Below are 13,315 nucleotides of genomic sequence, written 5' to 3'. Positions count from 1 at the left end.
CTCCGGCACAGCCCGCCCCTCCCGGCATCCGTCCTCCACACCCGCTAGACTCGATCCAGAACCACGGCAACCTTTAACCCCGTCCCGTGAGGCGGAGAAGGGAGCAGCGGATGAGTACGCGCACCGTCATGCACGATGCCGACATCGCCCGCGCTTTGACGCGCATCTCGCATGAGATCCTGGAGTCCAACAAGGGACCGGAAGGACTCATCCTCCTCGGCATCCCGACCCGCGGCGTCACCCTCGCCGATCGCATCGCGCCGCTGATCAGCGAGTTCGGCGGAACCCCGGTGCCGGTCGGAGCCCTCGACGTCACGATGTACCGCGACGATCTGCACCGCAACCCCACGCGTGCCCCGCAGGCGACGCGCATCCCGGCGGGCGGCATCGACGGCAAGGTCGTCGTGCTCGTCGACGACGTGCTGTTCTCGGGACGGAGCATCCGCGCCGCCCTCGACGCCCTGCAAGACATCGGGCGACCCGCCGCCGTGCGGCTGGCGACCCTCATCGACCGCGGTCACCGCGAGCTGCCGATCCGGCCCGATTTCGTCGGCAAGAACCTACCCAGCGCCCGCGACGAGCGCGTGAACGTGCGCCTCGCCGAGATCGACGGCATCGAGGAGGTGACGATCGAATCATGAGGCACCTGCTCGACACCCGCGATCTCACCCGCGCCGAGGCGCTCGAGATCCTCGACGTCGCCGAGGACATGGCCGACACGCAGCGCCGCGAGGTCAAGAAGCTCCCGACGCTGCGCGGCAAGACCGTCGTGAACCTCTTCTTCGAGGACTCCACGCGCACCCGCATCTCGTTCGAGGCCGCCGCCAAGCGCCTCAGCGCCGACGTCATCAACTTCTCCGCCAAGGGCTCGAGCGTCTCCAAGGGCGAGTCGCTGCAGGACACCGCCCAGACGCTGCAGGCGATGGGAGCGGATGCCGTGGTCATCCGCCACGGCGCGTCCGGCGCCCCGCGCACCCTCGCCACGAGCGGCTGGATCACCGCCGGTGTCGTCAACGCCGGCGACGGCACGCACGCCCACCCGACCCAGGCGCTGCTGGACGCGTTCACGATCCGCAAGCGCCTGTTCGGCGACGACAGCCGCGGCCGCGGGCTCGACGGCATCCGGGTCACGATCGTCGGCGACATCCTCCACTCGCGTGTCGCCCGATCGAACGTGTGGCTCCTGCACACCCTCGGCGCCCACGTCACGCTCGTGGCGCCGCCGACCCTCGTGCCGCAGGACGTGAGCGGGTGGCCCGTCGAGGTCGACTACGACCTGGACCGCGCGATCGCCGCGGGACCCGACGCGCTCATGATGCTCCGCATCCAGCTCGAGCGCATGAATGCGGCATATTTCCCCACTGAACGGGAGTATTCACGGCGCTACGGTCTCGACGCGCGGCGTCTGGGGGCTCTGCCGGGCGGTAGCATCGTTCTGCACCCTGGCCCGATGAACCGCGGCCTGGAGATCTCCGCCGAAGCCGCCGACTCGCCGCGCTCGACGGTTCTCGAGCAGGTGGCGAACGGCGTCTCCGTGCGCATGGCCGTGCTCTACCTGCTGCTTGCGGGCGAACGGCCCGACACCGAGAAAGAGGACCCGCGATGAGCCACGCCACCCCCCACACCCTGCTGGTGCGCGGCGCGCGGATCGAGGGCGCGGATGCCACCGACCTCCTCGTCCGCGACGGCGTCATCGCCGAGACCGGCACCGGCCTCTCGCACCAGGGCGCGACCGTCGTCGACGCCGAGGGGCTCATCGCGCTGCCGGGCCTGGTCGACCTCCACGTGCACTTGCGCGAACCCGGCTACGAGGCGTCCGAGACCGTCGAGACGGGGTCGCGAGCGGCCGCCGCGGGCGGCTTCACCACCGTGTTCGCGATGCCCAATACCTCGCCCGTCGCCGACACCGCCGGCGTCGTCGAGCAGGAGCTGGCCCTCGGCGAAGCCGCGGGCTACGTGCACGTGCAGCCGATCGGCGCCGTCACGGTGGGCCAGAAGGGCGAGCGTCTCGCCGAGCTCGGCGCGATGGCCGACTCGCGCGCCCGCGTGCGGGTCTTCAGCGACGACGGCTTCTGCGTCTTCGACCCCCTCATCATGCGTCGCGCGCTGGAGTACGTGAAGGCGTTCGACGGCGTCATCGCGCAGCACGCGCAGGACCCGCGTCTGACCGAGGGCGCCCAGATGAACGAGGGCGCGGTCTCGGCCGAGCTGGGTCTGGCCGGTTGGCCCGCCGTCGCCGAGGAGTCGATCATCGCGCGGGACGTGCTGCTGGCCGAGCACGTGGGCTCGCGGCTGCACGTCTGCCACCTCTCCACCGCCGGATCGGTCGACATCATCCGTTGGGCCAAGAAGCGCGGCGTGAACGTCACCGCCGAGGTGACCCCGCACCACTTGCTGCTGACCGACGAGCTCGTGCGCGACTACGACGCCCGCTTCAAGGTGAACCCGCCGCTGCGCCGCGAAGAGGACGTCCTCGCCGTCCGCGAGGGTCTGGCCGACGGCACGATCGATATCGTCGCGACCGACCACGCCCCGCACCCCGCCGAGGCGAAGTCCTGCGAGTGGGCCGCCGCCGCCAACGGCATGGTGGGGCTCGAGAGCGCCCTCCGCGTCGTGCACTCCGCGATGGTCGAGACCGGTCTGCTCGACTGGGCCGACGTCGCCCGCGTGATGTCACGGACCCCCGCGCGCATCGGCCGCCTCGACGGGCACGGCACGCCGCTGATCGAGGGGCAGCCCGCGAGCTTCACGCTGTACGACCCGCGCCCGTCGCGCGAGTTCGGCCTCGGCGACCTGCGCGGCCGCAGCAAGAACTCGCCGTACCTCGGCCGAGAGCTCCCCGGCGAGGTGCGCTGGACCGTGCGCGCCGGCATCCCGACCGTCATCGACGGCGCGGTGCTGCCGGCACCCGGGGTGCTCGCGTGACCCGCGAAGGCGCGCTGCTGGTCATGGCCGGCGTCGCCGTCGTGCTGCTGGCGCTCCTCGCGTGGGCCTGGATCCGACGAACGCGGCGCGATGCGCGCTACACCGCCCCGGTGGGAGAGCTTCCCGAGGGTGCCGTGGAGACGGGCGTGTTCCCGGGCCTGTACGTCGCGACCACGCGTCACGGCGAGCCCCTGGAGCGTCTGGCCATCCGCGGCCTCGGCTTCCGCTCCCGCGTGGACGTCACGGTCACTTCGGCCGGGATCGCCCTCGACCTGCCGGGCCAGCCCCGCATCGCGCTCACCCGCGACCGCCTCGTCGACGCAGCTCTCGCCACGGTCGCCATCGACCGCGTGGTCGAGCGCGACGGCCTGACGCGCGTCAGTTGGCGCATCGACGACGACACGATCGTCGACACCTACCTCCGACCCCAGGATGCCTCGGCCCGATCCCTCGCCGACGCCATCCGTCCCCTCACGACGACAGGAAGCGACGCATGACCGCCCTGATCTCCCCTCCGCGCATCTCGCGCGAGCCCGCCGTCCTGGTGCTGGAAGACGGCACCCGCTACCCCGGCCGCGCGTACGGCGCCCGCGGTGAGACCTTCGGCGAGGTCGTCTTCGCCACCGGTATGACCGGCTACCAGGAGACCCTCACCGACCCGTCCTACGCCGGACAGATCGTGCTGCAGACGGCACCCCACATCGGCAACACCGGTGTCAACGCCGAAGACCCCGAGTCCCGCCGCATCTGGGTCGCCGGTTACGTCGTCCGCGACCCTTCGCGCGTCGTGTCGAACTGGCGCGCCGACCGTTCGCTCGACGACGCGCTCGTCGAAGACGGCATCGTCGGCATCTCGGGCCTCGACACCCGCGCCGTCACGCGCCGGATCCGCTCGTCGGGCAGCATGCGCGGCGGCGTGTTCTCGGGCGAGGCCGCCGGCCTCGACGCCGACGAGCAGCTGCGCCGCGTGCTCGCGGCCCCCGGCATGGCCGGTCGCAATCTCTCCGCCGAGGTCTCGGTGACCGAGGTCGAGGTGACCCCGGCGACGGCGGAGCGCGTCGGCAACCTCGCCGTTCTCGACCTCGGCGTCAAGCAGTCCACGATCGACAACCTCGCCGCGCGCGGGTTCGACGTGCACGTGTTCCCGCAGTCCGCCACGATCGACGAGATCCGCGCGATCGAGCCGGTCGCCGCGTTCTACTCCAACGGTCCCGGTGACCCCTCGGCGAGCGACCAGCACGTCGAGCTCCTGCGCGCCGTCCTCGACGACGGCCTGCCCTTCTTCGGCATCTGCTTCGGCAACCAGCTGCTGGGCCGCGCCCTCGGGTTCGGCACGTACAAGCTGCCCTTCGGTCACCGCGGCATCAACCAGCCCGTGCTCGACAAGACCACGGGCCGCGTCGAGATCACCTCGCAGAACCACGGCTTCGCGGTCGAGGCGCCGCTGGACCAGGTCGTGGACAGCCCGCACGGCTACGGCCGCGTCGAGGTGAGCCACATCGGTCTCAACGACAACGTGGTCGAGGGCCTCCGCGCCCTCGACATCCCGGCGTTCAGCGTGCAGTACCACCCCGAGGCCGCCTCCGGGCCGCACGACGCCAACTACCTGTTCGACCGCTTCCGCGACATGGTGCTCGCGACCCAGGAGACGAAGAAGAATGCCTAAGCGCGACGACATCCACTCCGTCCTCGTCATCGGCTCCGGCCCGATCGTCATCGGTCAGGCCTGCGAGTTCGACTACTCCGGCACCCAGGCGTGCCGCGTCCTCCGCGAAGAGGGGGTGCGCGTCATCCTCGTCAACTCCAACCCGGCGACGATCATGACCGACCCCGACTTCGCCGACGCGACCTACATCGAGCCGATCACCCCCGAGGTGATCGAGACGATCATCGCGAAAGAGAAGCCGGATGCCATCCTCCCCACGCTCGGCGGTCAGACGGCCCTGAACGCGGCGATCCAGCTGCACAAGCGCGGCATCCTCGAGAAGTACGACGTCGAGCTCATCGGCGCCGACTTCGAGGCGATCAACAAGGGCGAGGACCGCCAGATCTTCAAGGAGCTCGTGATCGAGGCGGGCGCCGACGTCGCGGCATCCGTGATCTGCCACTCGATGGACGAACTCATCGCCGGCGCCGAAAAGCTGGGCTACCCGCTCGTCGTGCGTCCCTCGTTCACGATGGGCGGGCTCGGTTCGGGCTTCGCGTACGACGAGGCCGACCTCCGTCGCATCGGCGGCGCGGGTCTGCACGACTCGCCGACGAGCGAGGTGCTGCTCGAGGAGTCGATCCTCGGGTGGAAGGAATACGAGCTCGAGCTCATGCGCGACACCGCCGACAACACAGTGGTCGTCTGCTCGATCGAGAACGTCGACCCCGTGGGTGTGCACACCGGCGACTCGATCACCGTGGCCCCCGCGCTGACGCTCACCGACCGCGAGTACCAGAAGCTGCGCGACATCGGAATCGACATCATCCGTGCCGTGGGCGTGGACACCGGCGGCTGCAACATCCAGTTCGCGGTCGACCCGAAGTCCGGGCGCATCATCGTCATCGAGATGAACCCCCGCGTCTCGCGCTCCTCGGCGCTGGCGTCGAAGGCGACGGGCTTCCCGATCGCCAAGATCGCCGCGAAGCTCGCGATCGGCTACCGCCTCGACGAGATCCCGAACGACATCACCAAGGTCACCCCGGCGAGCTTCGAGCCCACGCTCGACTACGTCGTGGTGAAGGTCCCGCGGTTCAACTTCGAGAAGTTCCCCGCGGCCGACACGACGCTGACGACCACCATGAAGTCGGTGGGCGAGGCCATGGCGATCGGCCGCAACTACTCGACCGCTCTGCAGAAGGCGCTGCGCTCGCTCGAGAAGCGCGGATCGAGCTTCCACTGGGGCGACGAGTCGCGCTCGGTCGACGAGCTCCTCGAGATCTCGAAGACGCCGACCGACGGACGCATCGTCGTGCTGCAGCAGGCGCTGCGCTTCGGCGCGACGCCCGAGCAGGCGTTCGACGCCACCGCGATCGACCCGTGGTTCATCGACCAGATCGTCCTCATCAACGAGGTCGCCGAGATGATCCGGGAGGCCGGAGAGCTGGATGCCGAAACCTTGCGCCTCGCGAAGGAGCACGGTTTCAGCGACGCGCAGATCGCCGAGATCCGCGGGCTCGACGAGGCCGAGGTGCGCGGCATCCGGTACGCCCTCGACGTGCGCCCCGTCTACAAGACGGTGGACACGTGCGCGGGGGAGTTCCCGGCCCTGACGCCGTACCACTACTCCAGCTACGACTGGGAGACCGAGGTCACGCCGTCGGACCGCACGAAGGTCGTCATCATCGGCTCGGGCCCGAACCGCATCGGGCAGGGCGTCGAGTTCGACTACTCGTGCGTGCACGCCTCGTTCGCGCTGTCGGACGCGGGCTACGAGACCGTCATGGTCAACTGCAACCCCGAGACCGTGTCGACCGACTACGACACGAGCGACCGCCTCTACTTCGAGCCGCTGACCCTCGAGGACGTCCTCGAGGTGCTGCACGCCGAGAGCCAGTCCGGGACGATCCTCGGCGTCGTCTGCCAGCTCGGCGGCCAGACGCCGCTCGGCCTGGCCAAGGGCATCGAGGCCGCGGGCTACACGATCCTCGGCACCAGCCCCGAGGCGATCGACCTCGCCGAGGAGCGCGAGCTGTTCTCGCGCCTGCTCGACGAGGCCGGACTCGTCGCCCCGCGCAGCGGCACCGCGATCGACGTCGAGGGCGCGGTGACGGTGGCCGAAGAGATCGGCTACCCGGTGCTCGTGCGCCCGAGCTTCGTGCTCGGCGGCCGCGGCATGGAGATCGTCTACTCGACCGACGCGCTGCGCGACTACTTCGTCCGCGTGGCCGACCAGGCGATCATCGGCCCCGGGCTTCCGCTGCTAGTCGACCGCTTCCTCGACGACGCCATCGAACTCGACGTCGACGCGCTGTACGACGGCACGGACCTCTACATCGGCGGCGTCATGGAGCACCTCGAAGAGGCCGGCATCCACTCCGGCGACTCGTCGTGCACCCTGCCGCCGGTGAGCCTCGGCCGCACCGAGGTCGACCGCGTCCGCGAGGCGACGCTCGCCATCGCCAAGGGCGTGGGCGTCCGGGGTCTGCTGAACGTGCAGTTCGCGATCTCGGCCGGCGTGCTCTACGTCATCGAGGCGAACCCCCGCGCAAGCCGCACCGTGCCGTTCGTGTCGAAGGCGCTCGGCATCCCGCTCGCGAAGGCCGCCAGCCGCATCATGGCCGGATCCACCGTCGCCGAGCTCATCGCCGAGGGCATGCTGCCCGAGAGCGACGGCTCACGCGTACCGCTGGACGCCCCCGTCGCCGTGAAGGAGGCCGTGCTGCCGTTCAAGCGCTTCCGCACCGCCGACGGTCACACCGTCGACTCCGTGCTCGGGCCCGAGATGCGCTCGACCGGTGAGGTCATGGGCATCGACCGCGACTTCCCGACCGCGTTCGCGAAGTCGCAGGAGGCCGCGTACGGCGGCATGCCGACCTCGGGCACCGTGTTCATCTCGGTGGCCGACGCCGACAAGCGCGCCGTGATCCTCCCCGCCCACCGGCTGCAGGAGCTCGGCTTCGAGCTCATGGCGACCGAGGGCACGGCCGAGATCCTCGCCCGCAACGGCATCCGGGTCCAGGTCGTCGAGAAGTACTCCGAGACGCAGGGCTCCGGCCAGCGCAACGTGGTCGATCTGATCAACGCGGGCGAGATCGACATGATCGTCAACACCCCGAGCGGCGGCACCGCGCGAGCCGACGGCTACGAGATCCGCGCCGCGGCCGTGGCCGCCGACAAGGCGCTGTTCACCACGATGGCGGTGCTCGGTGCGGCCGTGAGCGCCCTCGGCGCGATGAAGGACGGCTTCGCCGTGCGCAGCCTGCAGGAGTACGCCGTGGACCGCGCGGGTCGCTTGTGAGCGAGACGTTCGGCCAGCGACTGGCCGCTGCCCTCGAGACCCACGGCGCCCTGTGCGTCGGCATCGACCCCCACGCCGCGCTGCTGTCGGCGTGGGGGCTGGATGCCACCGCCGACGGCGCGCGCGAATTCGGCCTGCGCGTGGTCGAGGCCGCCGCCGGCCGCGTCGGTGTGGTCAAGCCGCAAGTGGCGTTCTACGAGCGCTACGGTTCGACAGGCTTCACCGCCCTCGAGGACGTGATGGCCGCCGCCCGCGCGGCGGGCCTCCTCGTCATCGCCGACGCCAAGCGCGGCGACATCGGCACGACCATGGAGGGCTACGCCGCGGCGTGGCTCGAGCCCGGTTCGCCCCTCGAAGCGGATGCCGTGACCCTCACGCCCTATCTCGGCCCCGACTCGCTGCGCGCGACGCTGGCCGCCGCGCTCCGCGCGCGGAAGGGCGCGTTCGTCCTCACGGCCACGAGCAACCCCGAGGCCCGTGCGGTCCAGAGCGCCGTGGTCGAGGATGCCCTGGCCGTCGGCGACCACGAACGGGTCGCCGCCCGCGTCGCGCACGACGTGAACGAGGCGAACCTCGGGCAGCCGGGCGCCCTGGGCTCGATCGGCGTCGTCGTCGGCGCGACCGTGGACCGCGCGGCCTTCGGCCTCGGCGACATCACCCTCGCGGGGATGCCGATCCTCGCGCCCGGTTTCGGCGCGCAGGGTGCCGATCCCGCCGATCTCGGTCACTTGTTCGGGTACGTGTCGAAGGCTGTGGTGGCGAACGAGAGCCGCAGCGTCCTCGCCGTGGGGCCGGCGCGCCTCGCCGAGCGGATCACGGCGCGCGCCGACCTGTACCGGGAGGCCCTGAATGGCTGATTCCCGTCGTCCTCCCGAGGTCGACCGCGCCGCCGCCTCGCGCCGCGCGGTCGCTGCGCGCCGAGAGCGTGCGGCTCTCAAGCGCGACGTCTCGACCCGTGTCATCACGCCGCAGGAGCTGCTGCGGCGCGGCCTCGCCGATCCGCTGTCGGCGGCCGGGGCGATGCGCGTGACCGAGTTCCTCACGGCGATCCCCGCGATCGGCGAGAGCAAGCGCGACCGCATCCTCGCCTCGCTCGGCATCTCGCCCGTCAAGCGCCTGGGGGGTCTGGGCTCCCGCCAGCGCGACGCGCTGCAGGCGTTCCTCGACGCCCGGTGGCCCGAACCGGGTCCGCGCGAGGGGCGCAGCCGTCTCGTCGTGCTCGCCGGCCCGACGGCCGTCGGCAAGGGGACGGTCGCCGCGCACATCAAGGAGCACTTCCCCGAGATCCACCTGTCGGTCTCGGCGACGACACGCGCCCCGCGGCCCGGCGAGGTCGATGGAGAGCACTATTACTTCGTCGACGACGCCGAGTTCGACCGTCTCGTCGCGGCGGGGGAGCTGCTGGAGTGGGCCACGGTCCACAACAGGCACCGCTACGGCACGCCCCGCGAGCCGATCGACCGCGTCCTGGCCGCCGGCGGCACCGCGCTGCTGGAGATCGATCTGCAGGGCGCCCGGCAGGTGCGCGCGGCCGACCCCTCGGCGACGCTGGTGTTCCTGCTGCCCCCGAGCTGGGACGAACTGGTCCAGCGTCTCGTCGGTCGCGGCACCGAGGATGCCGAGGAACGCGCGCGCCGTCTGCGCACCGCCCGCACCGAATTGGCGGCGCAGAACGAGTTCGACTACCGGGTCGTGAACGACGAGGTCGCCCGCGCGGCGGCCGAGGTCGTGGCCCTCGCCGCACGACGCCCCGACGTCGGATAGAATACGAGGATGCTTCGGCGCCGGGAGCGCCGCATCCACCTCATCCCGCCGAACCAGGAGGTTCCCCATGGCCGGACGCGACAAGGGCATCATCGACCCGCCCATCGACGCACTGCTCGACAAGGTCGACTCGAAGTACCAGCTCGTGATCTACGCGTCCAAGCGTGCGCGTCAGATCAACGACTACTACTCCGATCTGCACGAGGGCAACCTCTTCGACAACGTGGGGCCGCTCGTCGACTCCACCGTCGAGGACAAGCCGCTCACGATCGCTCTGCACGAGATCCACGAGGACAAGCTGCGCCTTCGCGCCGCCGAGTGATCCGTTCACAGATGTGACGATGCCCCGGGCGGCTGTCCGCCGTCCGGGGCATACTTGTGCCCGTCCCCAGACCACCCTTCCCGGGAGATGCCTTGACCGACCTGCGCCTGTTCACGTCCGAGTCCGTCACCGAAGGACATCCCGACAAGATCTGCGACCAGATCTCCGACAGCATCCTGGACGCGATCATCTCCGAGGATCCGACGGGGCGCGTCGCCGTCGAGACGCTCGTGACGACGGGCCTCGTCCATGTCGCCGGTGAGGTCTCGACTAGCGCTTACGTCGAGATCCCCGCGATCGTGCGCGACGTCGTGAACCGCATCGGCTACAACTCGAGCGAGACGGGATTCGACGGGGAGTCGTGCGGCGTCAGCGTGTCGATCGGCGCGCAGTCCTCTGACATCGCCGCCGGCGTCAACAAGGCGTTCGAGCAGCGCGAACGCGGCTCGATCGACCCCCGCGATCTGCAGGGGGCGGGCGACCAGGGCATCATGTTCGGTTTCGCCACGACCGAGACGCCGCAGCTCATGCCGATGGCCGCGTGGACGGCGCACCGCATCGCCGAGCGCCTCGCGACGGTCCGCCGCGACGGCACGCTGCCGTTCCTGCGCCCCGACGGCAAGACCCAGGTGACGCTCGGCTACGACGGGCACACGCCCCGCACGGTCGACTCCGTCGTCCTCTCGACGCAGCACCACCCCGACATCTCGCAGGAAGAGCTCCGCGCTCTCGTGCAGGCCGAGGTCATCGACCCCGTGCTGCGCGACACCGGCCTCGACCTGCCCGACGTGCAGTACTACATCAACCCGGCCGGCCCCTTCGTCATCGGCGGCCCGAAGGGCGACGCGGGACTGACCGGCCGCAAGATCATCATCGACACCTACGGCGGGGCGTCGCGCCACGGCGGCGGCGCCTTCAGCGGCAAGGACCCGTCCAAGGTCGACCGCTCGGCGGCGTACGCGATGCGCTGGGTCGCGAAGAACGCCGTCGCGGCGGGCCTGGCGGATCGTCTCGAGGTGCAGGTGGCCTATGCGATCGGCAAGGCGAACCCGGTGGGTCTGTACGTGGAGTCCTTCGGCACCGCACACGTGGACGACGACGTCATCGTCTCGGCGATCCGCGACGTGTTCGACCTCCGCCCGAAGGCGATCATCGACCAGCTCGACCTGCTGCGCCCGATCTACGCGCAGACCGCGGCGTACGGCCACTTCGGTCGCGAGCTGCCCGACTTCACGTGGGAGCGCACCGACCGCGTCGACGAGCTGCGCACCGCCGCCGGTCTCTGACGTGGGGGCGCCCGCGCCGGGCGTGCACCGCAGGGCCGCACTCCTGGCATCCCTCCGGCCGCGTCACCGCGGCGGTGACGCCGTGCCCCGGCGGCGCACGTGAGCGCCCGGCGCGTGGCGCGGGTGCAGCTGGATTCGCCGGTGCCGCAGCTGGATCGGCTGTTCGACTACGCCGTTCCGCACCCGCTCGTGAGCGAAGTGGCCCCGGGCGTGCGCGTCAAGGTCCCGCTGCGCTCGGCGGGTCGGATGATGGATGCCTTCGTGGTCGAGGTCGTCCCCGACGACGGCAGTGAGCGCCCGCTGTCGTCGGTGGAGGCGGTCGTCTCGCCGATGGCGGTGCTGCCGGAGCGGCTGTACACGCTCGCCCGCCGGGTCGCGGATCGCGCCGCGGGGTCGGTGAGCGACATCCTGCGCCTGGCCGTGCCCAAGCGGATGGTGCGCGCCGAGAAGGCGTGGCTGGCCGCGCCCGCACCCACGGTTCCCGTCGTGCCGCCCGCGTCGCTCGCGCGCGCCGAGTCGCTGCTGACGCCCTACGCGGGTCTGATCGACGCCCTCGACGGCGGCGAGCGCGTCGCCGTCGACGCTCCTCCGCATCCCTCGGGCGATCTGCCCCGGGGGGCCTGGGCCGATCTGCTCGCGGCTGCGGCGGTGCGCACGCTCGCGCGGGGGAGGAGCGCGGTGCTCGTCGTGCCCGACTACCGCGACCAGGCGCAGCTCATGGCGGCGCTGGCCGATCTGGTGCCGCCCGAGGCGATCGTGCGCGACGACGCGGACCAGTCGGGCCCGGCGCGGTACGCCCAGTTCTTGCGCACCCTGGCGCCCGTACCCGTGATCGTCGTGGGACGGCGGTCGGCGGTGTACGCCCCTGCCCACGAGACCGGCCTGGTGGCGCTGTGGGACGACGGCGATTCGCTGCTGTCGGAGCCCCTGGCCCCCGGAGTGCATGCACGGGATGCCGCGCTCGTGCGGCAAGAGCTGGAGGGATCCGCGCTCGTCTTCGCCGGGCACACCCGCACGACCGACGTGCAGCGTCTGGTCGAGGTCGGGTACGTGCGCGAGGCGGCGCTGAAGCGGCGGGTCAGTCCGCGCGTGGTGCTCAGTGCGACGCGCGAGGGGGAGCAGCGCACGGCCCGCGTGCCGTCGTCGGCGTTCGCCGCGGCACGAGAAGCGTTGGCCCAGGGTCCGGTGCTCGTGCAGGTCGCCCGCCCGGGGTACGCCCCATCGCTCGTGTGCGCGGACTGCCGTCGTCCGGCAAGGTGTGCTCACTGTGCGGGCCCCCTCCGGGCGGCGCGTCCGGGCGCGGTGCCCGTGTGCACGTGGTGTGGGCGCAGCGCCCACGCCTGGACGTGCGGTCACTGTGGCTCGGTGAAGCTGCGCATGTCGTCGTCGGGCAGCGAGCGAACCGCCGATGAGCTGGGCCGGGCGTTCCCGAACACGCGCGTCATCATCGCCGACGGCGCCCACCCCGTGGCCGAGGTGGATGCCACCCCGGCCCTGGTGATCGCCACGCGCGGGGCCGAGCCGCTCGCGCGCGGGGGCTACCGCGCCGTGATCCTGCTCGACGGCGACCGCATGCTGCAGAACGAGGCGCTCCGCGTCGGCGAGCACTGCCTACGCTGGTGGTCGAACGCGGCCGCTCTCGCCGCTCCCGGCGCGCCCGTGCACCTCGTCGGCGTGGCGGGTCCGGTGGCGCGGGCGCTCGCGACGTGGACGCAGCCGGCATACGCGCGCGCCGAGCTGGCCGACCGCGCGCCGCTGCGCATGCCCCCGGCGGTGCGGGTCGCGAGCGTCGAGGGACACGCCCGGAGTGTCGACACGCTGCTGGCCGAACTGCGCGAGAGCGTGCCCGATCTGGACGCCCTCGCCGTCCTCGGCCCCGTCGACACCTCGACGGCACCCGATGCGCCGACCTCGCGCGCGCTGGTGCGTTTCGACTACGCCCAGGGACGCGCCGTCGCCGAGGCCCTGCGGGCCGGGGTCATCGCCGACGCGCTGCGGGCGCGCAAGTCGACGAAGGATCGCGGCCCGAAGCCTCGCAATACACTCAGAGTGCGGCTCGATCTTCCCGAGCC

Annotated in this window: 11 protein-coding genes; all 11 read left to right on the top strand. The window is 71.4% G+C overall.

Going from position 1 to position 13,315, the window contains the following annotated elements; translation table 11 throughout:
- Positions 1-110: 110 nt before the first annotated feature.
- Positions 111-641, top strand: coding sequence for a bifunctional pyr operon transcriptional regulator/uracil phosphoribosyltransferase PyrR (gene pyrR / locus LQV45_RS08455; protein WP_230006610.1), 531 nt, complete (start codon positions 111-113; stop codon positions 639-641).
- The gene (locus LQV45_RS08450; protein WP_138173855.1) at positions 638-1,606 is read left to right on the top strand and encodes an aspartate carbamoyltransferase catalytic subunit; all 969 of its coding nucleotides are present in this window, start codon (positions 638-640) and stop codon (positions 1,604-1,606) included. Before pyrR ends, LQV45_RS08450 begins: the two co-directional genes overlap by 4 nt.
- Positions 1,603-2,925 carry a dihydroorotase gene (locus LQV45_RS08445; RefSeq protein WP_230006609.1) on the top strand — a complete coding sequence of 441 codons (1,323 nt, stop codon included), beginning with the start codon at positions 1,603-1,605 and terminating at the stop codon, positions 2,923-2,925. Before LQV45_RS08450 ends, LQV45_RS08445 begins: the two co-directional genes overlap by 4 nt.
- A complete protein-coding gene (locus LQV45_RS08440) occupies positions 2,922-3,422 on the top strand; it encodes a hypothetical protein (RefSeq protein WP_230006608.1) in 501 nt (166 codons plus the stop codon). Before LQV45_RS08445 ends, LQV45_RS08440 begins: the two co-directional genes overlap by 4 nt.
- Positions 3,419-4,591 (top strand): glutamine-hydrolyzing carbamoyl-phosphate synthase small subunit, encoded by a 1,173-nt coding sequence (gene carA / locus LQV45_RS08435; protein ID WP_230006607.1) that lies wholly within the window; start codon positions 3,419-3,421, stop codon positions 4,589-4,591. The genes LQV45_RS08440 and carA overlap by 4 nt, the downstream gene beginning before the upstream one ends.
- Positions 4,584-7,871 (top strand): carbamoyl-phosphate synthase large subunit, encoded by a 3,288-nt coding sequence (gene carB, locus LQV45_RS08430; protein ID WP_230006606.1) that lies wholly within the window; start codon positions 4,584-4,586, stop codon positions 7,869-7,871. The genes carA and carB overlap by 8 nt, the downstream gene beginning before the upstream one ends.
- The gene (gene pyrF, locus LQV45_RS08425) at positions 7,868-8,728 is read left to right on the top strand and encodes an orotidine-5'-phosphate decarboxylase (protein WP_230006605.1); all 861 of its coding nucleotides are present in this window, start codon (positions 7,868-7,870) and stop codon (positions 8,726-8,728) included. The genes carB and pyrF overlap by 4 nt, the downstream gene beginning before the upstream one ends.
- Positions 8,721-9,635, top strand: a complete 915-nt coding sequence (gene gmk, locus LQV45_RS08420) for a guanylate kinase (RefSeq protein ID WP_230006604.1) — start codon at positions 8,721-8,723, stop codon at positions 9,633-9,635. The genes pyrF and gmk overlap by 8 nt, the downstream gene beginning before the upstream one ends.
- Positions 9,636-9,702: 67 nt before the next feature.
- Entirely contained in the window at positions 9,703-9,957 is a 255-nt protein-coding gene (rpoZ, locus tag LQV45_RS08415) for a DNA-directed RNA polymerase subunit omega (protein ID WP_055837405.1), read from the top strand.
- Positions 9,958-10,049: 92 nt separating this feature from the next.
- Positions 10,050-11,243, top strand: coding sequence for a methionine adenosyltransferase (metK, locus tag LQV45_RS08410; RefSeq protein WP_230006603.1), 1,194 nt, complete (start codon positions 10,050-10,052; stop codon positions 11,241-11,243).
- 99 nt (positions 11,244-11,342) lie between these two features.
- Positions 11,343-13,315: primosomal protein N' (locus LQV45_RS08405; RefSeq protein WP_230006602.1), on the top strand; the 1,973-nt coding region annotated here is incomplete at its 3' end.

It is taken from the genome of Microbacterium sp. Bi128 (assembly GCF_918698205.1).
The sequence above is the reverse complement of the archived record's forward strand: the minus strand, read 5'-3'. Positions and strand labels throughout refer to the sequence as shown.

Excerpts from the sequence above, each read along its gene's own strand:
- gmk (WP_230006604.1), top strand. The coding sequence starts at position 8,721 with ATGGCTGATTCCCGTCGTCCTCCCGAGGTCGACCGCGCCGCCGCCTCG.
- rpoZ (WP_055837405.1), top strand. The coding sequence starts at position 9,703 with ATGGCCGGACGCGACAAGGGCATCATCGACCCGCCCATCGACGCACTG.
- carA (WP_230006607.1), top strand. The coding sequence starts at position 3,419 with ATGACCGCCCTGATCTCCCCTCCGCGCATCTCGCGCGAGCCCGCCGTC.
- pyrR (WP_230006610.1), top strand. The coding sequence starts at position 111 with ATGAGTACGCGCACCGTCATGCACGATGCCGACATCGCCCGCGCTTTG.
- carB (WP_230006606.1), top strand. The coding sequence starts at position 4,584 with ATGCCTAAGCGCGACGACATCCACTCCGTCCTCGTCATCGGCTCCGGC.
- LQV45_RS08445 (WP_230006609.1), top strand. The coding sequence starts at position 1,603 with ATGAGCCACGCCACCCCCCACACCCTGCTGGTGCGCGGCGCGCGGATC.
- LQV45_RS08450 (WP_138173855.1), top strand. The coding sequence starts at position 638 with ATGAGGCACCTGCTCGACACCCGCGATCTCACCCGCGCCGAGGCGCTC.